Consider the following 24,705-nt stretch of genomic DNA (forward strand, 5'->3'; position numbering starts at 1 on the left):
CAGAAAAATTAGCCATAAAAAACACCCCGTAAATGTTAGTTTGGTGTCTAACATTTACGGGGCAGTTCAACTCGCTTTTCTTCGAGTTTGCCTGCAGTCTAAAGGACTCCGAATGAACGGAATCCTTTTACATCATTCTATAATATCCTGAAGATCAACGGGAATCGATAATCCGTTCCTTCGTAAGCCCTAACAGCAGCAATGATGGTGAATACGACTAAAGCTATCCCGATTACCGGCAATAGCAAGAATCCAACCAATACTATAGTGAGTATCCCTGCGACTATTGAATACACGGTGTAGGAAATGAAAAAATTCAAATATTCCCTTCCGTGGTAATCCACAAATTGTGACGAGTCCTTCTTCAATAACCAAATCACCAAAGGACCGATAAATGCTGTAAAAAAGCTGATCACATAAATAAGGGCAGCAAACACTCTTTCATCTTTACTAGGCATAGTGTCTTCTCCTCCTTTCTCATATAAATATTTACGAATCAAATGAAAAATAGTTTCATTTTTCCTCTCATTATATTCGAAAGAAGGTAAATCTGGACTGCCTTTTCTTGATATCACCACTAAAATCCGGACATGTTCATCCGTCTTGTGCATACAGTTTAAATAATGGATTGTCCTATACCTTCTAGAATGGAGTGATGTTTTTTTGCTGAATGAATTTCAAGCCTTCATCCTTGGGATCATTCAAGGCTTGACTGAGTTTTTACCTATTTCAAGCACTGGACATTTATATTTAGGTCGGCATATTTTCCACCTTGACGAGGCGGGCATTTTTCTGGATACCATGCTCCACATCGGAACCTTGCTGGCATTATTGGTCGTTTATAAGAAGGACATAATTGCCATTTTGAAAAATCCTTTCTCCAAAATGACTCTGCTTCTCATTGCTGGGACGATTCCTGCCGTGATTGTTGGCATTTTACTTGGTGATTGGTTTGACGGCCTTTCAAAAACAGGTGTGACCATAGGCTGGGAATTTTTAGCGACCGGTCTGATTTTATGGGTAGCCGACGGTGTAAGAAAAGGCGGCAAATCCCTTAATGAAATTTCGATTAAAGACGCGCTGATCATCGGTACTTTCCAAGCTGCTGCCATCATGCCCGCTCTTTCGCGCTCCGGCTTAACGATAGCAGCTGGCCTCTTCTGCAGGCTGGATAGGGCCACTGCAGCCTATTTTTCCTTTTTGCTTTCCATTCCTGCCATTACGGGGGGCATCGTATTTCAGATGAAACCGATTTTTACAGGAGAAGTTGAACGGCTTCCACTCACTGCGCTTTTCGTCGGGACCCTGTCAGCAGCAATCTTTGGTTATATAGCTGTAGTATGGATGATCGATTTCTTAAAAAAGCGTTCACTCAAAATATTCTCCATCTATGTATGGGCCCTTGGCGCAATCATTTTATTCATGCAATTTACAGGTAAATTTTAAAGAAAAAAACGGGCGAAACAATCAGTTTTTCATGGAAGAATGCAGACGTTTGCCTAAAGATTTCACCCTTCAAGAAAAAGTTGAAATTTGACGAAAAAAAAAGGCAAAAAACCTATTCCCAAACCGTTTTTTTTTTAGTATTATACCTTCGTAAGGTTCTTTAGATTTGCATACTTTCTGACAATAAAAATAGGGAAGGCAAATGGTGCGCCACCGGTTTCCGGTTCTAGTGGGTTCGATTCCCACCCCGAAATTTTTTGATGAACGACTTAAAAAATTTCGAGGGTGGGCAGCGACTACGCATAAGAACTGCCCTCAAACGGAGGGACGGAAATGTTAAAAAAGAGAGATTTCACAGATTGTTTTTCTCTTTATGAACAAATGACGCATCCAGATGTCTTCCCTTTCGTGCGCCATAAGGTAGATTCATATGAAGAATATGTTTTCATTACTAAGCAAACGATCGAAGCCGAAGATGCTGGGCAACTCATTTCACGAACAATCTTGGATGAATGGGAAAATCCCATCGGTTGTATTTCTTTATACGATATTGAAAATGGTGCAGGTTTCTTAGGCACATGGCTTGGCAAGCCTTATCATGGAAAAGGGTATAATGCCATCGCAAAAGACGCTTTCTTCAAAGAGCTTTTTTTCGAGCTCGGTTTGGAAACGGTCTTCATGCGAATTCGCAAAAAAAATATCCGCTCCATAAAAGCCGCAGAAAAGCTTCCCTATGCCGTCATTGCCAACGAAACAAGAAAATCCCTTTATGATCAGATCAATCATGAAGGAGATATCTACGATCTGTATGAAATCCCTAAAGATTTATACACCTTTCATATCCTTAGACAGCATGATGATGACGAACAGCAGTTACTTGAAGCATAGGGCGAAGAACATTTCAATTATGCTTTGTTTATCCTTTCATATAATGGCCGGAGCTTCCATACCTGGAAAGCTCTTTTTTTCAGTTTCACAGGATGTTAAACATAGATTGCTGCAAATCCCTATTCTTTTTAGGGATATTTTTTTATAATGAATACAATTGACCAATTCAATAATATATTCAAAGCATCATTGAAAGGACTTACTCATGAAAAAAATATTTGCTTTTATCGTGCAGCTTATCTTCCTGCTCATCATTTGCAAGCTTGGCTATTATTTAGCCAATTTACTTCACTTACCTATACCAGGCAACGTCATCGGCATGATTCTGTTATTCGGTTTATTACAGACGAAGGTCATAAAAGTCGAATGGATTGAACTTACATCAGGGTTTTTGGTAAAGCACCTAGCCTTTTTCTTCATTCCCATTTCAATCAGCTTAATGACAATGGGATGGCTTTTCATTGAATTCGGTTTGCCTTTGGCACTTACCTTAGGTATAAGCCTGATATTTGGATTCATCGTTTCAGCATGGACCGTTCAGAAGCTATCCAACAGAGGAGAGGTTAAACAGCATGACAGCGTTCATCACAACATATAGCATCTTGATAACCATCCTTGCCTATTTCATCGGAAGAAAAATATATGCTAAACACCCATCCCCTTTTACGACGCCCGTATTTTTCAGTACAGTTACAATTATTCTCGTACTGCTGATCAGCGGTTTGGACTTCGAGGATTATTCACCTGGAAAAGACATCATTACCTATTTCCTGGGACCAGCTACCGTTGCTCTGGCCGTACCACTTTATAAAAACAGAAAAGTAATCGTTAAATATGCAATGCCGGCTATTAGCGGGATGATTTTTGGTCTCCTTGTCACATTGATCATTGCCTTCGCCATCGCTAAAGCATTTTCACTTCCACCATTCATATTCCAAGGATTGGCGGTTAAATCCATTACAGTGCCAATCGCGGTTGAAATCACGGAACTTTATGGCGGGAATTCCAATATATCAGCTGCCTTCGTCATTTTGACAGGGGTGCTGGGTACGATGATCGCTCCAAAAATGATGGATAAACTAAACATTACAATGCCCTTCGCACGTGGTATCGCCTATGGTACGATCGCTCATGGACTCGGAACGGCTCAAGCTGCCCAGGAAAGTGAGTTTACCGGGGCTGTCGCAGGTGCGGCAATGGCTATCGCAGGTATCCTCATTTCCTGTTTCTTTCCTTTTATAAGTAATTTCCTATAAAAAGAACCGCAACGTCAACGCGTTGCGGTTCTTTTTGTGATTATTTTTTTTGCAGATCCTCGTATAAACGCCTTAGAATATAAGTCTTATACAGCTCCAGCTTTCTTTTTTCAATTGGATGATAGCTAATCCCTGCGGCTTTTAGCTGCTGAATGAACCATCCTTTGGAATACTCATAAGCCATTCTACCCCCTCCTCTGTTCGAAAAAGATATGCTGCATAGAGGGGAATGATACTTATTTTTTTGCAGCCATTACTTTAAGCAGTAATTCATACATTTCAGCTGCCGTTTTGAATGGGCGTTTTTGACGCATCTTCTCTTGATATTCATCCGATTTTTTCAATAAATCCGCTAATGTAGCATTAAAAACCCGATCATTCAGCTCTTCTTCTTGGAGGACTTTACAAAAACCCTGTTTTTCAAAACTTGACGCATTCAGGATTTGATCTCCCCGGGATGCATTGGCACTTAGAGGGATAAGCAGCATCGGCTTTTGCAAACCAAGGAATTCAAAGATAGAATTTGAACCAGCCCTTGACACAACGACATCGGCAGCCGCCAAAAGATCGAATAATTCTTCGTGCACGAATTCAAAAGGAGCATATCCCCTTTGTTTCAATTCGGTTTTCACATTTCCCTTCCCGCAAATGTGTATAATCTGATAATCCTTTAATAAGGCATCAAGGTTATCTGTAATTAAATTATTGATTTTAACGGCCCCAAGGCTTCCGCCCATAACGAGTAACACCGGTTTGTTTTTCGTGAATCCACAAAATGCTTTACCAGCAGAAGCGTTTCCCGTAAAAATGCCATCGCGTAATACAGCGCCAAGATACATGGCCTTCTCTTTCGGAAGTTCTTTTTCCGTTTCTTGGAAGGTAGTGAAAATTTTCGATGCAAGTGGCATCGCGATCTTATTAGCCAGACCAGGCGTATAATCCGATTCATGTATGGCAATCGGAATCCTAAGCATCCTGCCTGCCAAAACGACTGGAACCGAAACGAAACCACCTTTAGAAAAAATGAAATCAGGCTTGGTCTTTTTTAATATTTTTCGTGCATCAAAAATCCCTTTTATGACCCGGAAAGGATCTTTCATATTTTCAACAGATAGGTAACGTCGGAATTTCCCAACGGAAATCGTTTCATAACGGACCTCGGGAAATTCCGTTTCGATGATATTTTTTTCAATGCCTTTTTTTGAACCAATATAAGTAACATCCCAATCATGCTTTAAAAATTCCGGGATGATTGCTGCATTAACAGATACATGACCGGCAGAACCGCCTCCGGTAAATACTATTTTCTTAGTCAATATTTCCACCTTCCAAACTTAAAAAATCACTTTGCATCCATATTACCATATATCCTTGCCATTAATAACTTGAAAAAGTATTCAGTGAACCGAAATCCCCTATGATGTATGTAATCATCGATTATTTTTCCTTTTTCAGCATGAATATATTATAATCTTAGTATTCTACAATACTACAAGATACAATGGAGGAGTAATACATTGCAAGAAGTTTCTGAATCACTCAATCAATTTGATGGAATCGAAGCCTGGACCAAATTAGGAATTTCCATAGGCATTTTCCTAATCTTCCTTTTGCTTCGGAAAGTATTTACTACATATATATTCAAGTTCTTTCTACGGATTGCAGAAAAACGTAAAGTTGAATTTGCCGCCAACTTAATGCTCGCAATAGAACAGCCAGTAAGATGGCTTATCGTTTTGATTGGGGTTATCATTTCACTGCACTACTTTCCAATCGACTCACCTTCGATTGAACTCAGATCGAAAATATACAGATCGTTTTTTGTCTTCTTATTCTTTTGGACGATTTTCAACATCAGTTCGATCTTAACCATTTTATTTCCGAAATTAGTAAGTAAATTCGGACTTGAAGTCGATCAAATCGTCATGCCGTTCTTTACGAAAATCACCAACATAATCATCATTGCTTTTGGTGCCTCCATCATCGCAGAAGAATGGGGATTCAATGTCGATGGATTTGTTGCTGGGCTTGGCTTGGGTGGATTGGCTTTTGCACTTGCCGCTAAAGATACCGTCAGCAATTTCTTCGGGGGTATCGTCATCGTTACCGAAAAACCTTTTACCATAGGAGATTGGGTCAAAACTCCAAGCGTGGAGGGAACCATTGAAGACATCACATTCCGAAGCACTAAAGTTCGGACTTTTGCCCAAGCTTTAGTTACAGTCCCAAATGCGACCCTTTCGAATGAACCGATCATCAACTGGTCCAAGATGGGAAAAAGACAGATCGCCTTCCATTTGGGTGTTAATGTCACAACACCAAAAGAAAAATTGGAAAATGTCATTAAAGACATTGAAAGAATGCTTATTGATCATCCTGAAGTACATCCAGAAACAATTTTGGTTAAATTTGATGAGTTCAGTCATTCCGGTTTCAACCTTTACCTATATTTCTTCACGAAAGCCACGGACTTTGGAGGATATTTATCAATCAAAGAAGATGTGAACTTTAAAATAATGGAGATATTGGAACAGGAAGGAGTACAAATTGCCATTCCTTCACAGGCATTCATTCTTCAAAAAGACTCAGATACGGAAGCCATGAATGATTTTGAATCCATGCGTGACTGACAAAAGGGGTTCCATCTGAATTTTTAAACAAAGTTGATTGGAGCGGGTGTCCGAGAATCCTGCGGGAACGCCCGCGGAAAGCGAGTGCCTGTAGTGGAAATCAACGTTCATATTTTACACTGCCTAAAAAAAATGTAGGCAATCTTAATTAAATATCGAATTTGTCTACAAACTGAGACTTGCCCTAAACGGCAAGTCTTTTTTGCATCCAATAAAAATTCTTAAAATATCACATGCTTATGTGATATAATTCTTCCATTGTGTTGAAAATTCCAAATATTGATATTGAGGTACTTTGATGAATCAGACTTATACTAAATCTCAAAAGATCCGCCTGTTATTTTATATATTGATACCTATTCTGATCACCCAAATCAGCATGTATGCCATGACTTTTTTTGATGTGATGATGTCGGGGCAATACAGCACCCAGGACGTTGCTGGCGTCTCCATCGGCAGTTCGCTATGGACACCCGTGTACACGGGGCTGAGCGGGATATTGATTGCCTTAACACCGGTGGTTTCACAGCTGGTCGGTTCCAGGCAGTCCAAATCCGTTTCCTATTCCGTGATGCAGGCCATTTATTTAGCTGTGGCTTTAGCCTTGATCATTTTAATCATTGGAGCATTTTCTTTGAACCCCGTATTGAATGCCATGGACCTTGAAGATAGTGTCCACATGGTGGCTCATGATTATTTGATCGCCCTTTCACTCGGTATCATTCCTTTATTCATTTATAATGCGTTGAGGGCTTTCATCGATGCTCTGGGGCAAACCAGGATTTCCATGATCATTACCTTATGTGCGCTCCCGGTAAACGTCCTTTTTAATTACTTGTTAATATACGGGAAGTTTGGATTCCCTGAACTTGGCGGTGTCGGTTCCGGGTACGCCACTGCCATTACCTATTGGTTAATTGCCCTGGTGGCCATACTGGTCGTGATAAAAATAAACCCATTTTCGACATATCAGGTTTTCACTGAATTTTTCCGGGTTTCATGGAAAGAATGGAAGGCCTTATTATTGATTGGGGTACCCATCGGGCTCGCTATTTTCTTTGAGACAAGCATTTTTTCGGCTGTCACCCTTTTGATGAGTAAGTATGATACCGTTACGATTGCGTCACACCAGATTGCCATGAATTTTGCGTCACTGCTTTATATGATACCGCTAAGTATTTCCATGGCATTGACGATCGTCATTGGATTTGAAATCGGGGCAGCCCGTTATAAAGATGCCAAAGAGTATAGCTGGATTGGCATTTCGCTGGCCTTGACGATGTCACTCGTTTTGTCGACCATCCTCTTCCTCTTCCGTGAACCTGTGGCATTTTTATACACTAAGGATCACGAAGTAATGATGCTGACATCACATTTTTTAATATATGCCATCTTCTTTCAGATATCGGACGCCCTGCAGGCACCTATTCAGGGCATTTTGCGTGGATATAAAGATGTAAATGTTACATTTGCCATGTCACTGGTCTCCTACTGGATTCTCGGGCTTCCAATTGGCTATTTCTTTGCAAAGTTTACTGATATGGGAGCCTTTGGGTATTGGATCGGCTTAATTTCCGGCTTGGCTCTTGGGGCTATAGGCTTGGCTGCTCGCTTACGGTTCATTCAGCAAGTAAAATATAAAAAAATAGCATAAAAAAAGTGGGGCTGGATTACACCGGCCTCACTTTTATTCATTCTGAATTAAATTCTAAATCACTAGGCTTTATATATTTTCCCAAGAACATCCATACCGCCTGTTACCGGTATGATGCTCCCGGTAATGAAATCCGATTTTTCATCACAAAGGAACGTGATGACCCTCGCTATATCTTCCCCCGTCCCCGGTCTGCCGACTGGAACCGTATCATCCTTTTCTGCTCTCGCGATCCTTATTTCCTTCTCTTTCCAATCCCCTATGATATCACCAGGACAAACCATATTCACGGTGATTCCATGAGTAGCTTCTTCCGCAGCCAAGGTTCTTGTCAAGGAGGTCAAGCCGCTCTTTGCAGCGGCAAAAGCAGAACGATAAATCCAACCTGGTGCAGTTTCACACCGTTCAAACCCTAAGGTAATGACTCTGCCCCAGTTTCTGCTGCGCATTTGTGGAATAAGTTCCTTCGCAAAATAGAAAAAACCATTTAAATTCCCGTCCATGATGTACTTCCATTCATCGCCGCCATATTCAGTCATCGGTTTACGATCATGCATATATGGCCCTGCGTTATGAATGAAGATATCAACATGGCCAAATGTCTCCGAAATCTTTTGCAATATATTCCGGCAATCTTCCTCACTTGACGAATCACCTTGAATCGCAATTGCCTTAACATGGTACATTTCCTGTAATTCATCCACTAATGCTAAAGCTGCCTTGTTACTTTTTCGATAAGTAATGATAATGGACATTCCATTATCCGCGAGTGAAAATGCCATCCTTTTGCCGATACCCGTTGCTCCACCAGTAATAAAAGCTACTTTTTCATCCACAGGCTTACCCTCTTTATCTAATGGATTTTACTTAATTATACATAAGTTTATTCCATTTTCTATAATTTAGTAATTATAAAAAAGAACCTCTGGGCTTTAGCTGCATAAAATATAACAAATAAACCTGTCAGACCATAAACAGGAGAGAGGAATTCAATATGTTTCCCTGGAATTCACTTTTTTCTTTTAAGAATAACCCTAACCAAAAGGAATTCATGAAAAATATGCAGCAAAGTGATGTTCAATCGTTCATTGAAAAGGTATTTTCACAAGTGATCCCTGACAATATGCAAGGTATGATGAACCAAAATGATGGCGGCTCACAAAAAGTAAATGCCAGATCTGAACATCCTTTACATGCCGAAGTATTTGAAACCCACTTATATGTCTTCGTAAGAATTCCAATACAAGATGAATCTTGGCTAAAGAAAATGAAACTTTACCATACATCTAACCAATCCATCATCGAGGGGATTCCCGAAGAGTCAGATCGTCATGTCTTAACACTCCCCGCACCTGTAAAGAAAAAAGGAGCATCAGCCCAATATAAAGAATCAACATTGGAAATACGGCTTCAAAAAAGTTTCAATACACAGTATTCAGAAATCGATGTATCGGAAATTTAAGTGGCTTCACCGGGACCTCACTGATGTTAAGGTGCGGTTCCAGTTATTTCTTGGTTCAATTTTTTTAGATTTGGGTACATTATAGAGAGCGAATAAATGGTACAATTGATTTTTTTCCATGGAATGGAACCATTCTCGAAAAAAAAGCGCACCCCATGTTAATGGGATGCACTTTTCTATTAATCTATTATTTTCCGATGAATTGTTGAGTCCAGTAGTTACCAGATTCTACGTAACCTACTCCAATATGAGTAAAGCTAGGATTCATGATGTTTTCACGGTGTCCTTGGCTATTCATCCAAGCTTGTACCACTTCTTCTGGTGTTTGTTGACCTTGTGCGATGTTCTCGCCAGCTGTTTTATAGCTGATTCCGAATTGTTTCATCATATCGAAAGGTGAGCCGTAAGTCGGGCTATTGTGGTCAAAATAGTTTTTATCTTTCATGTCTTGAGACTTGATACGTGCAACTTTGCTCAACTCAGTGTCGATTTTAAGAGCTGCCAAACCTTGTTTTTCACGTTCTGCATTCGTTAATTTAACAACTTCTTGTTCAAAAGCACTTAATTCAGAGCTTGTCTCTGGTTTTTTATCAGTTGATTTATCAGGTGTTACTTCTGGTGCTGCAGGTTTTGCTGCTGGTTTTGATTGGTTCGTTGTTCCAACTTCTTGTTGAGCTGGTTGTTGAACTGGTTTTTGAACTGGTTGTTGAACTGGTTGTTGAACTGGTTGTTGTTGTGCCTGCGCTGCAGGAATAGTGATATTGTATTTAGCTAGGTATTGGTTAAGGACTTTTTGCATATCCTCTTTATTCGTAGTTTTATAAGTTACTTGTTTCACTGTATCACAGTTGGCTGCTTCAGCTTGGTTAGCTCCTACTCCTGTGAATATAATAGCTGCAGCCGCTGCTGCTGACATAATCATTTTCTTTTTCATTCGTATTTCCTCCTGTGATGTTCATTTTTTGTTGTGCTTTGCTTCTGGAATTATCATAACATGCACTTTTTGTAATAAAGGCACCATCAATTTCCATCAAATTCACAGGATGCGAATGAAAATATACTTATAATCCAAGTTTCAGAGAAAACAAGCAGAAATCCTTTAACTATCTATGTTTCTGCCAATAGTATTAATACTCATATTTTTCCAGTAATTATTTGTCAATGGTAGTTACATAGAACCATTTCCATGGAATACTAATAACTTTTAGTTGACATATCGTTACTAACCGAATTATTATGACTTTCTTTACTTTTATGTTACAAATTTTTCGGTTTCACTTCGACATTTCCTCATTTTCCCCCTATCGTCTTGAACATTTTTCCAAATAAAAAAACAATCCGGATTTAAGCCCGAATTGTTTTGATTTTGATGGTACATTCATCATTTCAGTTCTTCATCATTCATCTCGTCCATTTCTTTTTTTCCGCCATTTTGTTCGGGAGTGCTTGGTTTGCCTATTACGAATTCTTTCTTTGGCATGTTGTGCATGTCCCTTGCCGTTACGTGGGCATATACATAATAGGTACCTTCTTCATCAAAAGCCTTTTCCAGTTCATATATACCGTTCCCTTTATGTTTTACTGCTATCTTGTCATGGTCATCGCTATTCGCAAGCCAAATTTCAAAACTGACATCATCCGCATCTGTCACGGCTTCGTCCCCATATGTTACTTTTGCCTGAAATTTCACAGGCTCATTCACTTTACCCTGAGTTGGATCGACAGCTAAATCGACATTTAACATTTTTGGAATCTCCTCTTTCTTGCCGCATCCAGCCAAAAAAATTAACGCCATGCAAAATAACATGATTTTTTTCATTTTTGAACGTATCCCCTTTTTATGAATTCCATTCTTCTTTTATATTCGGCAGGATGACCCTGACTGTTGTTCCCCTTTTTTCCTTACTTTCTATTTCAATTTTACCATTTTGTAATTCCACCAATTTTTTGACAATGGACAGTCCAAGCCCTGAACCGCCATCAAATCGGCTGCGTGCTTTGTTCACACGGTAAAAACGATTCATGATATACGGCAGATCCGCTTCCGGAATCCCGTTGCCCGTGTCAGTTACCAGCAGTTCGCAATCATCTTTATGCTGAATTAGGGTAATATGAATCGCCCCTCCGGAATCCGTATACTGAATGGCATTATCAAAAATGTTATGTAGAATCTGTTCCATCCTTCCTTCATCCCCAAAAATAATCGGGTCTGGATCCAGGTCTAGCTTCAAGTCCAATTGTTTTTCCTTTATTATCGGTTCATATTTCACAAGTACGTCTTCAATGAATTGCGCATAGGCAATCGGGGTTTTATTTAACAAGAATGGAGCACTTTCCATTTTTGATAAGTCCATAAGATCTCCCACAAGCCGCTGCAGCCTAAGAGCCTCCCTTGAAATGAGGTGAAGGTATTTCCGTTGCTCTTCATCATTTTTCACGACACCATCCAATATGGCCTGCGTATATCCCTTTACGTAACTAAGCGGGGTTCTGAGCTCATGTGCAACATTTTCTAGAAATTCTTTTTTTCTTTCTTCTTCCAAATGGATGGAATTGGCCATATCATTAAAGGCTATTGCCAGTTTACCTATCTCATCATGACTCCTTACCTCGACCTGTATGTCATAATCCCCCTCTGAGACACGATGGGCCGCAGTCTCGATTTCCTTAATCGGACTGACTAGCTTTTTCAACCATTTAGTAGTAAACAAAATCGCGACAATCAAAAATAATAGAACCGCCGCCAACCATTTTGCAGCAAATTCCTTAAATAAGACCGTAATGGAATCTACAGGAATATATGTATAGATGATACCTTCGAGGCGATTTTCGTCAATCAGAGGTATGATGGCCGCTACGATGTTCTTTTCAAACCTTTTCTCATATCCTTCTTTTTCTACGGCTTTCCCATCTAAAAGCATTTGCCGTTCTTCTTCAGAAATAAGGGTATCGTAATTGATTTCAAAAGGCAGACAAGCACTCAATTCCCTGGGATTATTGACGACAAAGACTTCGCTGTCGTTCTTACTGTTAAACCATTCAACTTTTTGCTTAAAGTCCTCGCTGATTTCACCGCCGGAATAATCCGCCCCTAGCAATGATGCTTCATTGACTAAATCCGTTTTAAGCTTCTCCACATATAGATTTTTATAATAATATTGAGAAAGGGAGTAAGCGAACAGCACGGATAGGATGATGGCGGAGATAATGGTGAGCCATAATTTAAAAGAAAGGGTTCGCCATTCATAGATCATTTCTTTTCCTCTATCTTATAACCGATTCCCCAGACGGTTTGAATGTAATCGGCCGCTCTTAATTTCATTCGTAACGTTTTAATATGGGTATCCACAGTACGTAAAGATCCTCCATACTCACCGCTCCATACATTTTCAAGCAGTTGTTCACGGCTGAGTGCCTGGCTTTTATGACGCATGAGGAATAAAAGCAATTCGAATTCTTTCAAGGTTAAATTGATTGGCTTCCCTTCCACTAAAACCGTTCTGGATTGTAAGTTCAAGCTAATTTTACCGAATCGGACATGGTTTTGATTCTCTTCATTCAATGATAATTTTCCTGTCCTTCGCAATACCGCTTCGACCCTTGCGACCAATTCTCCTGGATTGAAAGGTTTGACGATATAATCGTCGCCGCCAAGCTTCAGCCCTTTCACCTTATCCCATTCTTCACCTTTCGCACTGACGAATATCACAGGGATCTCCCCAATTTCACGAATTTCTTCACAAACGGAGAAACCGTCCATACCTGGCATCATGATATCCAATAGGATTAAATCCACTTCCTCTGTTTCAACCATACTTATAGCTTCTTTTCCATTCGCAGCTTGAAGGCATCGATAACCTGAGTTCAGCAAATACATTTCAACTAGATTACGCATATCTTCTTCATCATCCACGACTAAAATGGTGTAAACATGCATGTCATCTACTCCTCAACATCAATTGGAATGGACCTTCGCCGACTTTGATTGTTTTTTTAACATCGACTGTTTCAGCATCCATTACATACACTTCATCACTATCATATCCCGCCACGACCACATCTTCATTAAAGTTCGCCATTTCAAAGGGGTTGACGCCGACCACTTTGCTTTTGACTTCCTCATATTGATCATTCAATTTATATAAGGAGCTAGTCCCATGACTAAGGACAAATATCCCTTCCTCATTTTCCAGGAACTTTATCGGCATGGTTGGAGCCTTAAGCTTTTTCTTCAACTCTCCCGTTTTTGCCGAATAAATATAAAGATCTTCTTCCACTTGATCCCCATCACCATGTCCTCCAATCCATATTTCATCCTTTTCTTCCCTTAATAATGTGCCTGTGCTGGCACTATGTACAGGAAATTCGAAATCGACCTTTTTCGTTTCAAGATTTATCACTGAACATTTGGTATCACCAAAATTAATAACATACAATCGATTCGCTTGCTCTCCTTGAAGAACGGTCAAGGGGCTTTTACCAACCTTGACAATATCTTGTTCCTCCCCCTCAGCATTTAAAAAATAAATGGAGTGATTCGATTGATTGACCGCCACAATGCTTTTTCCATCACGTAACAACTGCATATTGACGATACCTTTTCCAATTTCCCAACTGTTTATCAGTTTTCCTGCAGATAAAGAGTACACTTGGACTTTCTCCATCTCTTTTCCATAAAGCAGGATAGTATCTTTGTCTGCCAGGAGCAGGGCTCCGGTAAATGGTTCTGAAATATCCCATTTTGCAAAAGCATGATAGTTTTCGTCTATGAAAGTCAGTGAGGTATCCTTGATATTGACAGTTGCCAGGAAAGATTGACTTTTATTGATTTTAGTAAATGCATTACCGCTATTACACCCCGTAAGCAGTACGATGGCAAGAAAAAGCCCGCCCCACTTCATAATTTTAAGCTCCTTATTCATTAAATATCTATTTTTTAAAAATTTTAACAATGATTTGTGAAAAAAGTATGAAGCATAAAAGAATATTTGCTAACAAGCATCCGTACACACTCAAAAAATCATAATCTTTCCAATTCAGTGATATAGGCCATTACAATCTCATTTTTCATTTCTTCCGAAAGCGAAGATTCCATCACGCGTTTAATAGAAAGGTAAAATTTCTCCAATACTGGTTTTCGGGCGCGGGGATGGGCATTTTCATCCAAAAGCTCTCGTCTGATGAGTTCCGGCAACACTTCCCTTCCCCCTCCATCGTTCACCTTACGATTGTTCCATATGCTTAAATAAGCCACCAGTAATTCTTCTTGCCTGACATTTTCTTTCATAGTATCCCTTCCATCCATTACTAATTTATACATATTAATGTTCAAGTTTGTAAAGACTATCTTAATAATAAGATATCATGCTTTTTAAAATCCAAAAAAGGAGTGAGTACAATGTCTCAAGTATACCGCTGTCCGAATTGCCGGACAAATAAATCTCGCTTCAATCTCATTCAGCAAGTAGCAACACCCATTAAAAAGGATCCCCAATCCGGTGAGATTGTTGAACAATATTCGAACGACTCCCTTCTGCCATTCCATCTAGCATATAATGGTCCTGAAGTTCGGGTTCAGTGCGCTGCCTGTGGATTGATAGAAGACGAAAAGACATTTGCCGCCTTTGGAATGCAACAATAAAAATGGTCAGACCCCTATGTGGGTCTGACCATTTTCTTAATCATTTCCTACTGACATCTTAGCCCGGTCTATGGCAATTGGAATGGCTTTTCCATCCTCATATCCTTCATCCAATAAAGCATTCGCGATTTCTATAGCCTTTTCCCTGACATCTTTATCTAGATTCTTCATCGAGTTTGGGTAATCGTTCTTATTCCATGGCACTGATACCGCCTCCTTAATAAGAAAGTCTTCTTTTCATGTTTCCCTTCTTTAATGGGCGGTAAACGTTTATCGGGCCGCTTTCGCTTCCAAAGCTTTCAACTGACCGATCAACATTTCCTTATCCAACTTTTCCCCGATCATGACGATATTCAATGGCATTTTCATCATTTCATTCATGTACATCGGCATTCCGTAGGAGTATTGGAATAAATGCGGGTATTGTGAATGTGTAAAGGAAATATATCCTTTCATTCGATAGACCGTTTCCGGAAGGGCCCTAAGCCACTCTTCAAAGTCGGTTTGTGCCACAGCACCTTCAAATGTATGAACGATTGCAGTTAAGTGCAAATGGTCATGTACATCAAGCTTTTGATGTCCATTATGCCTTTTTCTTTGCATTTGCTGCAATGATGCCAAGGAAACGGCTGCATACTCCGTCAATAAACATACAGCATCCGTATTCAGCGCCTGTATCGTATATATTAGCTGTGCGGCCTCCATCTCACTTACCATATCCGCTTTATTCAATAAAATGAAATCGGCATGATGGATTTGCTCTGCAAGCAACTGTCGAAGCTGCGGAGACAGTTCCTCCCGATCGCGCCACCTTAATAAATCGACGACCGTGATGATCCCTTTATACTCCAGCTTTTTGGCGAAAATCGGCGACATTATGCCATCCAATACTTCAACTGGATGAGCTGCACCCGTCGTTTCAATATAAACCGCATCCAGTTCATTTTCGGTTAGTAACTCATGAAGCTGAACCTCCAGTTTATCTTGAATTGTGCAGCAAATGCACCCGTCAAACAACTCCTTCAGAGGCACTCCATCACCAATGAGTCCGCTGTCAACCGATACACTGCCGAGCTCATTTAAAAGCACTGCCACTTTTCTGCCTGCTTCACTTTCCTGTTTTAAAATATTTCGAAGAAGCGTCGTTTTCCCGCTGCCGAGAAAGCCGCCCAATATGTACACTTCGGTCGTTTTCATTCTTATCTGCTCCTATAATCCGGTTAAATTCGATTCCGTTAAATTTTATCATAACTAGCTTACTAAAGCACTTGCCGGATTCACATAAAAAAACCAGCCCGTAAGCTGGTTTTAGACTAGACATTTTCGAAGAAAAGCGAGTTCGACTGCAGTTTTTTATTTAAAAACATCCAGTCGATTTCAGAAATCCGCTCCCTTTCCGCCGACTGTCTGCCAAGCCTCCTCGACGCAAGCGCCTGTGGGGTCTCGGCTAGCCAGTTATTCGGCAGGAGTGTCGCAAATTTCTTCAATCCAAGGGGGATTACAGGAAAAAACCATTAAGGATAATCTGGTCTTGTTTTAAAATCATGGTTCGAGATGAGATCATTCCGACTTCCCTTTTTTCTACAAATAAAAACCAGCCCATAAGCTGGCTTTTCAACATTGATTCATGCTTGAACTTCGTCTTTTTCGTAAATCGGCACCCATCCTGCAGCTGTTACGAAAATCCGGACAGCAACAGTTTTCCTATCTTCCGCGAGCGTGAAATAATGTCTTGTTGATTCTGGTACACTAATAAGATCTCCTGGATTAAGCCGTACATCAAACCACTGTTTATCATTGCCTTCAATGGCAAAGATACTCGTTCCACCTGCTATGAAACGCACTTCATCATCTTCGTGATGGTGTTCCTGCTTAAAGTTTTCAAGCATTTGATCCAAGTTCGGATTTGCATCGGATAATGTGATGATATCATGGGCTTTATAGCCTCTTCTTTCAGAGATTTCCGCTATCTCTGATTGGAACGTTACAAGGATTTCCTCCTTGTCAGCATCTGTTAGATCGTATTTTTCTACAAGATGTGCAGGTAATTTAGAAATGTCCCATTGCTCATAAATTACCCCGTGTGTTTCTAAAAAACCTTTTACCTGTTCACCGTTTTCAATAACCTCGTTTGTTTCATGGAATCTGATCGTCGCCATCATTCATTCCTCCTCTATGAGTATTTATCTTATAGAACCTGCAAACGCCTTTTGTTGATTAAGTAACAGTTGATATTGAAATAAAAATTCGCAGGCTTCAAGTATTCTTTTTGCCTCGAATCCGCTTTTGCCCCAAACCGTAATGCCATGATTGCGTATCAGCACAGCGCCAGAGTCTTCTTCGACATGCGGCTTGAACTTATCGGATAGCAACGGTATGTCAGCGTGATTATATATGATTGGAATCCGAAGCTCCGAATCTTCATCCCACCGACCGGTCGCTTTAATGATTTCATGATTACGAAAGGAAACTTGGCCTTCATCTCCGTACAATTCCGAAATCACATTATTTTCAACTGTATGGACATGGAGTACACAGTTCGCATTGGTTTTTCGGTAAATGTCTGTATGAAGTAAAGTTTCGGCCGATGGTCTTAGGTTCGTATCTTCAACTGGTTTTCCTTTTAAATCCACCAGTAAAAAGTCCGTATCCGATTGCTTCCTTTTATCCTTACCGCTTGCGGTAATATAAAAGAAAGGGCTTTTGGGTTCGCGGATGGACAAATTCCCGCTTGTTCCCATAAACCAATCCCTTTCGGCCAGTTCAGCTTTAATATCTGCCAACTCAAGCCATTCTTTAGAATGAGTGTTCACGCTTTAACCACCTCCTGCTGCTTTATAATGTCAATTACATCAAAAAATGTTTCGAATCCTTGATGTGGAATTCCTTCCCTACCGCATTTTTCAAGCAATATGTCACGGGCTATGACAAAATCGGCCTGTTTTGCCGCTTCAAAATCCGTAACTGAATCTCCAATAACGAGTTTAAAATCTTCCGGACCCGCAATTTCCCTCATAATGGATGGCTTGCAGCAACCGCAATCATTATTACATTGCTCATCACAAGCATGTGGCCACTCAATATAAATCTTTTCCTTATCAAAAAATGCATGGTTGCAATAAACGGACTCTGTTGGCAAGATATCATTCAAAAGGGGTGAAATGAAAAAATCCATGCCCCCGCTTACAATATATAAAGGGATATTGGCTTGTTTCGTATACTCAACGAATTCATAAAACCCTGGTCGAATGCCGGCGGTTTTTCTTACATATTGGATGATGTCATCCTTCAAGCCACTATCAAGCAGGGAAAACATATCCCCAACTCCTGAAGATATACTGATTTTTTGCTGAAGGACACCGTCTTTCAACGCTTCCCATTCCGGAGGCGCAAATTTCTTCATAATTGAAATGATATTATCTGTGTTGGTGATCGTTCCGTCAAAATCACAAAAGATGATCGGTTTCATTATTTCTTAAAGGCCTCCCCACAACACAAGAGCTTTTTTTAGGGTTTCTTCCTCATCCGCCGCTTCAGAAAGTTCCTTTCCTGCCAGAACGGCTTCCACAGCAGAACGGAATGCCTTGGCACCGCCCTCTGCTCCGTCAGGGTGCCCGTGAATTCCGCCTCCGGCATTAATCACACTATCAAGCCCGAAATCCTTGATCAGGTCCGGAACCATGCCCGGATGAATGCCTGCAGAAGGAACAGGGAAGGCTTTTTTCCATGAAAGTTCATCTCTTGTCAGAGCTTCAGCAATCGCTAAGGTCTCCGTTTTTTCAAGTGCGACATTTCCATAAGGGGAAGGGAACAAGGATAAATCCGCACCTGATAATCTTACTAATTTACCAAGCAATAATGGATAGCCGATACCATAAAATGATGAAGATGCCAATGCCCCGCTATATGCGGGGTGCGCCATGATCGGCAGCTTTATACGATCATGTTCACTCAAGGCCTGCAATACATCCAAACCATATGTATGAACGTTGAACAATAAAGCATCTGCCCCTGCTTCAGCCGCTTGCTCTGCCTTATCCAATAATTCAAAAGTTTTCCCAGATAGATTGACAGCATATAAAGTACGGTGGCCAGTAGTTTCATAGACTTCATTCAATATTCTTTTACCCGTTTTTATTCTATCGAAAAATGGAGTCAGTTCCTGGTCGAAGAGGATCTCATCATCCTTAACTAGGTCGACACCTCCCAATGCTTGTTGCTTCAGTTGCTCATTATGAAATGTTAGGTCTCTTCCCAATACGCCTTTAAAGATGCTCATCACCAAGGGCCGGTTAAATACGCCAAGCTTTTCCCTTATGCCTTCAATGCCAAATTGCGGCCCGGGAAAAGCTTTTTGAATATCACCGACAAAATCCAAGTCTATCAGTTTTATTTCACCGTCCAATGAAAGTTTGCCGAAGACCGTCGTAAGGATTGCAGGTAAATCATTGGAGAAATTCCTTGCCGGATAGGCAATTTTAATCAGCGAACGGTATACTTTCCGATTAAAGTAGCTGTTTGCCCTCTCTTCTTCAGATAGGGGGGTCACCGATACGACGCGTCCCTTATGTTTTTCCAGTTGTTTCTGTACCAAATGCGGCAAGTCCGTCCATGTCCCGACAGTCAGACCCAAGGCAATGCTCTCTGCTTTTTTCTCATGATTTCCAATAAGGTCATGAATTAAATAAGTAGCGACTATCTCGCTCATCTGATCACTCCTATAACACGTTAGTAAACTCTCGATGTCACTATTGGTCTGAGATGGTCTCAAAATGGCAAAAGCCCCTTCATAAAGAAGAGGCTTTAAAAAGCCATCTTCTTATCTCCCAGCCATCGGCTGCAAGAATTAGCACCGTGCCTTGTGGATTTCAAAAAAATCCGGCGGAAGGATTCCGCCCCATTTTACAATGGAATTACAGTCGGTTGCTGGGCTTCATCGGGCTAGTCCCTCCACCTGCTCAAAATAAGAAAACGCTGATATATAAGTTGCATCCAAGTATCGAAAGATTAAGAATTTATTTTGTATTCTGACAGGTAATTCCTACTTTGTCAATAAGTTTTAACTATTTAAAGGTGAACCTTATTGCATTAAAATAAGTTTAATGTCCGTATTCGTTCCACAGCCTCTTGCAGCCGTTCTTCCGAAGTCAGTAGCCCTACCCTGACATAACCTTCGCCAAATTCACCGAACCCATTCCCTGCGGCAACAGCTACATGGGCATGCGTTAATAAATAGTCCGCAAAACTCTCGGACGTAAAACCTCCAGGTACCTTGAGCCAGGCAAAAAACGATGCCGCTGGAGCTTTGACTTCCCATCCGATGGACCTCAATCCCTCAATGAAAACATTCCTTCGCCCCTCGTACATTTGCACTAACTGCTCTACACAGGTCTGTGAGTCAAGCAAAGCGCTTGCCGCAGCTTCTTGTATCGCCGGGAAGAGACTCACATAAAGATGGTCTTGTAAAAGTTCAAGAGCTTCTATTACACTCTTATTGCCCACTGCGAAGCCGACTCTCCACCCTGCCATATTGTATGTTTTCGATAGAGTGTATATTTCAACTCCTACATCCTTCGCTCCCTCCGCCTGGAGAAAGCTTATCGGTTTTTTTCCGTCGAATCCGATCGCCCCATAGGCGAAATCATGGACCACACAAATTGAATGTTCTTTTGCAAAGGAGACGGTTTCATCAAAGAAACTTTCAGTTGCAGAAGCGCCTGTGGGATTATTCGGATAATTCAAGAACATCATTTTGGCTTTATCAAGAACTTCTTTATGTATGTCATCGTATTTCGGAAGAAAATCATTTTCTTCTGTCAAGGGCATCAGTTCGGTCTTTGCCTGGGCTAAAACAACACCGGAAAGATAATCCGGATAGCCGGGATCTGGAACAAGGATCGTATCACCTGGATTCAATAAACACTGCGGAAGTTCGACAAGACCTGCCTTTCCCCCGAAGAGAATCGCCACTTCACTATTCGGATCCAGCTTGACACCGTATTCCCGTTCATAAAAGACGGCAGCAGCATCTTTTAAATATTGATGTCCCCGGAATGGCGAATATTTATGATTAATTGTTTTTTCAGCGGCAGTTTGCAAACTTTTGACGATATGTTCCGGCGTCGGCTGATCAGGGTTCCCCTGGCCTAAATTAATGACATCATGTCCTTGCTCCGTGATTGCATTGACTTTTGCGACCAGTGAAGCAAAAAACTGCTTGGGCAGGTCCTGAAGCAGTCCGGATTTTTCGAATTGCACCATTTATACACCTTCTCTGAAATTTCTTGAAATTCTAGTCACAAATGATATATGTTTATCGTAGTCTTGTAAAGCATTTTTTACATGTGGGGGGTTTAAACGATGAAGTGGAAAATAGCTTGTATTCAAATGGATATAGCTTTCGGGCAACCAGATATCAATTTTCAGGTTGCAGAACAATGGATGGAAAAAGCAGCTCGGTCCGAACCCGATATCGTCATATTACCAGAGCTTTGGACAACCGGATACGACTTGACCAGGCTGAATGATATTGCTGATCAAGAGGCAGAAAAAACGATTGAATTTCTTAGAACACAGGCACAGAAACACCAGTTTCACATCATCGGCGGTTCCATTGCGAAAAAAACAAGCAAGGGAATCTATAACACCATGATCATCATCGATAAACACGGAAAGCTCATTAAAGAATATGATAAGCTTCACTTATTTCAATTAATGGATGAACATCATTTCCTGCAGCCAGGTGAAAAAGATGGTTTATTTACTCTTGATGAAAAAATATGTGCCGGGTTCGTTTGTTATGACATTCGTTTCCCAGAATGGCAGCGAGCCCATACCGTTCAAGGCGCGGAAGTTCTATTCGTTACGGCTGAATGGCCAAAGCCGAGACTAGATCACTGGAGAGCTTTATTGATAAGCCGTGCCATCGAGAACCAAGCCTATGTTGTAGCCGTTAATCGTACAGGTTCGGATGTCAATAATATATTTGCGGGCCATTCCTTAATTATTGATCCATGGGGGAATATCATAAGTGAAGCCGGAGAAGGAAACGAACTATTGACAGGCACCTTGGACTTCAACAAAGTTACGGAAGCACGTAACAAAATACCTGTATTCGAAGATCGCCGTCCTGATTTTTATTAATTTACCCATTGACAAACTATTTAAAAAGTTGATATTATTTTCCCGAAGATTAAAATTTCAGAAAACATTTACTCTTATCAAGAGCAGGCTGAGGGATAAAGGCCCTATGAAGCCCAGCAACCGACTGTAATACCATTGTGAAATGGGGCGGATCTTCCGCCGGATTATTGAATCCACAGAGCACGGTGCTAATTCCACCAGAATTCATTTTCTGGAAGATAAGAGGTCCGAAGCCAAAACTTCTGCCTCTTTCTATATGAAAGAGGCTTTTTTATTCTTATTTTGAATCTGGAGGGGAAAAGAATGACTCAAAACCATTCAAATTTTAAGAGATTGACAAACGAAACAGCTATAACTCTTGCAAAAAAACTTGGGTTGGTCAATGCGGATGCAAGTTTGAAATGTAATGAAATCGGCGATGGAAACTTAAATTATGTTTTTCATATTACAGACACGGTCACAAACAAAGGTCTAATAATCAAACAAGCGGTCCCTTATGCCAAGGTACTTGGTGAAAGCTGGCCGCTGACATTGAAAAGGGCAGCCATTGAAGCGAATGCGCTGATTCATTTCAGAAGTTATTGCCCCGAATTCGTACCGCAAGTCTACTATTCGGATGAACAGCTTGCCATCACAGTCATGGAGGATTTATCGCACTTGAAAATCGTTAGAACAGGATTGATCGATGGCGATTCATATCCATTGCTTTCACAGCATATTGGTGAGTATGTTGCGAAGACGGCATTTTATACATCCGATTATCATTTAGAACCCTCTTCGAAAAAGGAAGTGGCCCGACATTTCACGAATCCCGAACTCTGCAAAATCACTGAGGTCTTTATTTTCACGGATCCATTTTTTGAGGAACTCCCTGGAGATTTCGAGGTGGAATTGAAAGATGCCTCCCAAAAAATATGGAATGATCAAGAAGTGATACTTGAGGTCGCCAAGCTGAAGCAAAGCTTTGAAACCGAGCAGGAAGCCTTGCTTCATGGAGATTTACATACTGGAAGTATATTTGCAAGTAAAACTGAAACAAAGGTTATTGACCCGGAATTCGCTTTTTATGGGCCAGTTGGTTTTGACCTTGGTCAATACACCGCCAACCTTCTCTTTCAGGCAATTACACGAAATGGCGCTGGAAAGGAAGAGATTTTCACGCTCCTTCATGAATTTTGGAATGCCTTTGAAGAAACTTATACCGAATTATGGGAGGTCCAAAATAAAAGTCCATTCCGCCATGTGAAGGGTTATCTGCCTTATTTACTGACAAAATTCAAAAAAGATGCTTTCGGCTTTGCCGGCTGCGAACTGATTCGGCGAACCATTGGCCTTTCCCATGTAGCCGATTTAAACGTCATTGAAGATAAAGAAACAAGGATCGCAGCTAAAACGGCAACATTGGAAATCGGTACTTTTTTAATTAAAAAACGGGGAGAATTGGATGTTCCAGCCGTCATTGAAGCGTTGAAGCAACGGACACTGCCATCTTACTCAACCATTTAAAAGGAGACCTGCACATGACTACACTAGCACCCTTACCATATTCGGTACATTGGGATGATACCCATATTACATTATTAAATCAACAAGCCCTTCCTTCCATAACTGAATTTATTGAACTTCATTCTGTTGATGATGTGTATGACAGCATTTTGTCCTTAAAAGTTCGCGGTGCCCCAGCAATTGGGCTGACGGCAGCATTTGGTGTTGCACTTGGCGCCAAGCAGGAAACAACCGCTGAATTAGGGGAATTCAAGAAAAATGTAACGAGGCATATTGAAAAACTCGCCTCTTCACGGCCTACTGCAGTCAACCTTTTTTGGGCGTTAAGGAGGATGGAGAACACCTTGCAGGCTGCGCAAAGCATTTCAACTGCCAAGGAAGCACTTGTAGCGGAGGCTAAAGCCATCTTTGCTGAAGATGAAGAAATGTGCAGGAAAATCGGGGAACATGGTTTATCCCTATTCAATAGAGGAGATTCCATTCTTACTCATTGCAACGCTGGCGGAATCGCCACGGCTCGGTATGGCACAGCCTTGGCTCCCTTCCACCTGGCTAAAGAAAGGGACTTTCCGCTAAAAGTGTACGCATGTGAAACAAGGCCTGTCCTGCAAGGGGCGCGTTTGACGGCTTGGGAATTGATGCAAGCGGGAGTTGACGTCACCTTAATTTCTGATAATATGGCTGCCCATACGATTCACCAGAAAGGAATAAAGGGAATTATCGTCGGGGCCGACAGGATTGCGGCAAATGGAGATACTGCCAATAAAATCGGGACGTTGGGATTGGCCATATTAGCCAAGCACTTTGGTATCCCCTTTTATGTGGCCGCACCATCAAGCACATTCGACCTTTCTATCGAATCCGGCACATCCATCCCGATCGAAGAACGGAATGGAACGGAAATCACCTTCATTCAAGGTGTAAGGATCGCTCCGGAAAACGTGAAGACTTTCAATCCAGCCTTCGACGTTACACCGAATCATCTAATTACAAGCATCATTACCGAAAACGGCATCATAACACCGGATTTCTTCAAAAACATTCCGCATTTTGTTAATTGATCCAGGTTCCTTTTATGG

Annotated in this window: 27 protein-coding genes, 1 pseudogene and 2 riboswitches; of the genes and pseudogenes, 11 read left to right on the forward strand and 17 right to left on the reverse strand. The window is 41.0% G+C overall.

The window, feature by feature from the left end; translation table 11 throughout:
* Window positions 1-137: 137 nt before the first annotated feature.
* A complete protein-coding gene (locus AC3WLU_RS19870) occupies window positions 138-458 on the reverse strand; it encodes a DUF4870 domain-containing protein (protein WP_057277906.1) in 321 nt (106 codons plus the stop codon).
* 208 nt (window positions 459-666) lie between these two features.
* Here AC3WLU_RS19870 and AC3WLU_RS19875 point away from each other — a divergent pair, with 208 nt between their 5' ends.
* The 4 genes from AC3WLU_RS19875 (at window position 667) to AC3WLU_RS19890 (ending at window position 3,590) form a co-directional block, all read left to right on the forward strand.
* On the forward strand, window positions 667-1,446 hold the full coding sequence (locus AC3WLU_RS19875) for an undecaprenyl-diphosphate phosphatase (RefSeq protein ID WP_063577700.1): 780 nt from the start codon (window positions 667-669) through the stop codon (window positions 1,444-1,446).
* Window positions 1,447-1,779: 333 nt separating this feature from the next.
* Window positions 1,780-2,334, forward strand: coding sequence for a GNAT family N-acetyltransferase (locus AC3WLU_RS19880; protein ID WP_057277357.1), 555 nt, complete (start codon window positions 1,780-1,782; stop codon window positions 2,332-2,334).
* A gap of 205 nt (window positions 2,335-2,539) precedes the next feature.
* Window positions 2,540-2,932, forward strand: a complete 393-nt coding sequence (locus tag AC3WLU_RS19885; protein WP_057277356.1) for a CidA/LrgA family protein — start codon at window positions 2,540-2,542, stop codon at window positions 2,930-2,932.
* Window positions 2,907-3,590, forward strand: a complete 684-nt coding sequence (locus tag AC3WLU_RS19890) for an LrgB family protein (RefSeq protein ID WP_492597785.1) — start codon at window positions 2,907-2,909, stop codon at window positions 3,588-3,590. The genes AC3WLU_RS19885 and AC3WLU_RS19890 overlap by 26 nt, the downstream gene beginning before the upstream one ends.
* Window positions 3,591-3,630: 40 nt before the next feature.
* On the opposite strand, the gene AC3WLU_RS19895 is transcribed toward AC3WLU_RS19890, so the two are convergent.
* Both AC3WLU_RS19895 and murG read right to left on the reverse strand, forming a co-directional pair.
* Window positions 3,631-3,774, reverse strand: coding sequence for a DUF2639 domain-containing protein (locus AC3WLU_RS19895; protein WP_082609322.1), 144 nt, complete (start codon window positions 3,772-3,774; stop codon window positions 3,631-3,633).
* A 52-nt stretch (window positions 3,775-3,826) separates the two neighbouring features.
* Window positions 3,827-4,915, reverse strand: a complete 1,089-nt coding sequence (murG, locus tag AC3WLU_RS19900) for an undecaprenyldiphospho-muramoylpentapeptide beta-N-acetylglucosaminyltransferase (protein ID WP_306804678.1) — start codon at window positions 4,913-4,915, stop codon at window positions 3,827-3,829.
* Window positions 4,916-5,107: 192 nt separating this feature from the next.
* On the opposite strand from murG, the gene AC3WLU_RS19905 reads away from it, so the two are divergent.
* Window positions 5,108-6,220 (forward strand): mechanosensitive ion channel family protein, encoded by a 1,113-nt coding sequence (locus AC3WLU_RS19905; RefSeq protein ID WP_194719478.1) that lies wholly within the window; start codon window positions 5,108-5,110, stop codon window positions 6,218-6,220.
* Window positions 6,221-6,518: 298 nt separating this feature from the next.
* On the forward strand, window positions 6,519-7,874 hold the full coding sequence (locus tag AC3WLU_RS19910) for an MATE family efflux transporter (protein ID WP_063575898.1): 1,356 nt from the start codon (window positions 6,519-6,521) through the stop codon (window positions 7,872-7,874).
* 62 nt (window positions 7,875-7,936) lie between these two features.
* Here the strand turns inward: AC3WLU_RS19910 and AC3WLU_RS19915 are convergent, their stop codons facing one another.
* On the reverse strand, window positions 7,937-8,710 hold the full coding sequence (locus tag AC3WLU_RS19915) for an SDR family oxidoreductase (protein WP_413003552.1): 774 nt from the start codon (window positions 8,708-8,710) through the stop codon (window positions 7,937-7,939).
* A 158-nt stretch (window positions 8,711-8,868) separates the two neighbouring features.
* Between AC3WLU_RS19915 and AC3WLU_RS19920 the strand changes: the two genes are divergently transcribed.
* Window positions 8,869-9,336 carry an Hsp20/alpha crystallin family protein gene (locus AC3WLU_RS19920; RefSeq protein ID WP_413003550.1) on the forward strand — a complete coding sequence of 156 codons (468 nt, stop codon included), beginning with the start codon at window positions 8,869-8,871 and terminating at the stop codon, window positions 9,334-9,336.
* Between the two features lie 187 nt (window positions 9,337-9,523).
* Here AC3WLU_RS19920 and AC3WLU_RS19925 read toward each other — a convergent pair whose 3' ends face one another.
* The 6 genes from AC3WLU_RS19925 to yoyC form a co-directional block, all read right to left on the reverse strand.
* Entirely contained in the window at window positions 9,524-10,270 is a 747-nt protein-coding gene (locus AC3WLU_RS19925; RefSeq protein ID WP_440439211.1) for a CAP domain-containing protein, read from the reverse strand.
* A gap of 447 nt (window positions 10,271-10,717) precedes the next feature.
* Window positions 10,718-11,155 (reverse strand): FixH family protein, encoded by a 438-nt coding sequence (locus AC3WLU_RS19930; RefSeq protein ID WP_098185851.1) that lies wholly within the window; start codon window positions 11,153-11,155, stop codon window positions 10,718-10,720.
* A 19-nt stretch (window positions 11,156-11,174) separates the two neighbouring features.
* A complete protein-coding gene (locus AC3WLU_RS19935; RefSeq protein ID WP_098185850.1) occupies window positions 11,175-12,590 on the reverse strand; it encodes a sensor histidine kinase in 1,416 nt (471 codons plus the stop codon).
* The gene (locus AC3WLU_RS19940) at window positions 12,587-13,273 is read right to left on the reverse strand and encodes a response regulator transcription factor (protein WP_034307471.1); all 687 of its coding nucleotides are present in this window, start codon (window positions 13,271-13,273) and stop codon (window positions 12,587-12,589) included. Before AC3WLU_RS19940 ends, AC3WLU_RS19935 begins: the two co-directional genes overlap by 4 nt.
* Before the next feature lies 1 nt (window position 13,274).
* Window positions 13,275-14,237: a YncE family protein gene (locus tag AC3WLU_RS19945; RefSeq protein WP_239858334.1), complete on the reverse strand. Its 963-nt coding sequence runs from the start codon at window positions 14,235-14,237 to the stop codon at window positions 13,275-13,277.
* A gap of 119 nt (window positions 14,238-14,356) precedes the next feature.
* Entirely contained in the window at window positions 14,357-14,623 is a 267-nt protein-coding gene (gene yoyC, locus AC3WLU_RS19950; RefSeq protein WP_106027689.1) for a protein YoyC, read from the reverse strand.
* Between the two features lie 111 nt (window positions 14,624-14,734).
* Between yoyC and AC3WLU_RS19955 the strand changes: the two genes are divergently transcribed.
* Window positions 14,735-14,977 carry a hypothetical protein gene (locus AC3WLU_RS19955; protein ID WP_034307479.1) on the forward strand — a complete coding sequence of 81 codons (243 nt, stop codon included), beginning with the start codon at window positions 14,735-14,737 and terminating at the stop codon, window positions 14,975-14,977.
* Window positions 14,978-15,034: 57 nt separating this feature from the next.
* On the opposite strand, the pseudogene AC3WLU_RS19960 reads toward AC3WLU_RS19955, so the two are convergent.
* The 7 genes and pseudogenes from AC3WLU_RS19960 to AC3WLU_RS19990 form a co-directional block, all read right to left on the reverse strand.
* Window positions 15,035-15,181 (reverse strand): annotated as a pseudogene (locus AC3WLU_RS19960) (DUF2188 domain-containing protein); the annotation flags it as partial.
* 66 nt (window positions 15,182-15,247) lie between these two features.
* Entirely contained in the window at window positions 15,248-16,174 is a 927-nt protein-coding gene (locus AC3WLU_RS19965) for a CobW family GTP-binding protein (protein WP_034307482.1), read from the reverse strand.
* Between the two features lie 428 nt (window positions 16,175-16,602).
* Window positions 16,603-17,136 (reverse strand): cupin domain-containing protein, encoded by a 534-nt coding sequence (locus AC3WLU_RS19970; RefSeq protein WP_098864273.1) that lies wholly within the window; start codon window positions 17,134-17,136, stop codon window positions 16,603-16,605.
* A 24-nt stretch (window positions 17,137-17,160) separates the two neighbouring features.
* Complete coding sequence (locus tag AC3WLU_RS19975) at window positions 17,161-17,790, reverse strand: methylthioribulose 1-phosphate dehydratase (protein ID WP_098864272.1); 630 nt, start codon at window positions 17,788-17,790, stop codon at window positions 17,161-17,163.
* Window positions 17,787-18,446, reverse strand: a complete 660-nt coding sequence (locus AC3WLU_RS19980; protein ID WP_057277346.1) for a 2-hydroxy-3-keto-5-methylthiopentenyl-1-phosphate phosphatase — start codon at window positions 18,444-18,446, stop codon at window positions 17,787-17,789. The genes AC3WLU_RS19975 and AC3WLU_RS19980 overlap by 4 nt, the downstream gene beginning before the upstream one ends.
* A gap of 6 nt (window positions 18,447-18,452) precedes the next feature.
* Window positions 18,453-19,685 (reverse strand): 2,3-diketo-5-methylthiopentyl-1-phosphate enolase, encoded by a 1,233-nt coding sequence (gene mtnW, locus AC3WLU_RS19985; protein ID WP_413003542.1) that lies wholly within the window; start codon window positions 19,683-19,685, stop codon window positions 18,453-18,455.
* A 108-nt stretch (window positions 19,686-19,793) separates the two neighbouring features.
* Window positions 19,794-19,947, reverse strand: a riboswitch (SAM riboswitch).
* 118 nt (window positions 19,948-20,065) lie between these two features.
* Complete coding sequence (locus tag AC3WLU_RS19990) at window positions 20,066-21,238, reverse strand: pyridoxal phosphate-dependent aminotransferase (RefSeq protein WP_106027686.1); 1,173 nt, start codon at window positions 21,236-21,238, stop codon at window positions 20,066-20,068.
* Between the two features lie 99 nt (window positions 21,239-21,337).
* Between AC3WLU_RS19990 and AC3WLU_RS19995 the strand changes: the two genes are divergently transcribed.
* The 3 genes from AC3WLU_RS19995 to mtnA all read left to right on the forward strand — a co-directional run bounded on the left by AC3WLU_RS19995 (window position 21,338) and on the right by mtnA (window position 24,687).
* Window positions 21,338-22,120 (forward strand): carbon-nitrogen family hydrolase, encoded by a 783-nt coding sequence (locus tag AC3WLU_RS19995; RefSeq protein WP_369314914.1) that lies wholly within the window; start codon window positions 21,338-21,340, stop codon window positions 22,118-22,120.
* Between the two features lie 71 nt (window positions 22,121-22,191).
* Window positions 22,192-22,345: riboswitch (SAM riboswitch) on the forward strand.
* A 78-nt stretch (window positions 22,346-22,423) separates the two neighbouring features.
* Window positions 22,424-23,626, forward strand: a complete 1,203-nt coding sequence (mtnK, locus tag AC3WLU_RS20000) for an S-methyl-5-thioribose kinase (protein ID WP_492597786.1) — start codon at window positions 22,424-22,426, stop codon at window positions 23,624-23,626.
* Window positions 23,627-23,640: 14 nt separating this feature from the next.
* Window positions 23,641-24,687, forward strand: coding sequence for an S-methyl-5-thioribose-1-phosphate isomerase (gene mtnA / locus AC3WLU_RS20005; RefSeq protein ID WP_440439215.1), 1,047 nt, complete (start codon window positions 23,641-23,643; stop codon window positions 24,685-24,687).
* The last annotated feature ends 18 nt before the right edge of the window (window positions 24,688-24,705 follow it).

The sequence above is a fragment of the Peribacillus sp. FW305-BF15 genome, from assembly GCF_058783805.1.